1 protein-coding gene is annotated in these 857 nt (G+C 64.1%); it reads right to left on the bottom strand.

Annotated features, from left to right (window positions below; all coding sequences use genetic code 11):
• Positions 1–755, bottom strand: a 755-nt coding sequence (locus tag AAFX91_RS42075; protein ID WP_394570399.1) for a transposase, incomplete at its 3' end; no start/stop codon positions are given.
• Positions 756–857 lie beyond the last annotated feature (102 nt).

The following is an 857-nucleotide window of genomic DNA, read 5'->3' as shown; positions in this document are numbered from 1 at the left end:
CGCTGTGCCTTTGGGGCAGGCGCGTCGGATGGCGGTGCCGCGGGCTTGCCGGTCTTCTTGCGGCCCTCGGCCTCGCGGTTCTTCTGCTTCTCGGCCTCGATGCGACGCTCCTCGTCGGCCGCGGCCTTCGCCTCAGCCTCCAGCTCAGCTTTGGCCTCGGCGATCCTTTCGATCCGCTTCTGCTTGTCGGCGACCCAGTCGGGCAACTCGTCGCCACGCTTGTTGCCGTGCAGCTTGTCGTCTTCAGCATCCGCGGCCTCGGCGGCGGCCAGCCAGCGATCGACCTCGGCCTGCAACTCGGATTCGCGCTTCTTCATCCGCTCGTAGCTCATCGCCTTGTGTTTGGAGGCATTCGCCTTGATCTTGGTGCCATCGAGCGCGACATGCCCGAGCCGCACCAACCCGGCCTTCTCGGCGAGCCTCAACACCTGCACGAACAGCCCGGCCAAGTGTTTGAGGTGCCGCTTGCGGAACTCGGAGATGGTGCGGAAATCCGGCGCATCGAGCGCCGCGATCATCATGAAGTCGGCGCGTTCGACGCAGGCCCTGGCGATCCGCCGCGAGGAATAGAGGCCGACCGCGTACCCGTTGAGCAGCAGCGCCACCATCAGGCGCGGATCAAACGGCGGCTGGCCGAGCGAACTCCGGTAGTTGCCAGATATCTCGCTGAGGTCCAGGCTCTGCCGCACCAGTTCCACGATGAAACGTGACAGGTGCTCCCGCGGCACGAAATCCTGCACACTCGGCGGCAGCAACTGCGGCTAATCAATCTTCCACGGCCGAAAATACTTGCTCATGGACCAAATCGAATCACACTCCCGCCCAATTGAACAGGGACTACTCGGACAGGCTCCTAG

Origin of the sequence: Bradyrhizobium sp. 31Argb, from assembly GCF_043638955.1 — a bacterium.
In the GTDB taxonomy this organism is placed as follows: Bacteria; Pseudomonadota; Alphaproteobacteria; order Rhizobiales; family Xanthobacteraceae; genus Bradyrhizobium.
Note: the sequence above shows the minus strand (reverse complement) of the source record. Positions and strands in the feature narration are given on the sequence as shown.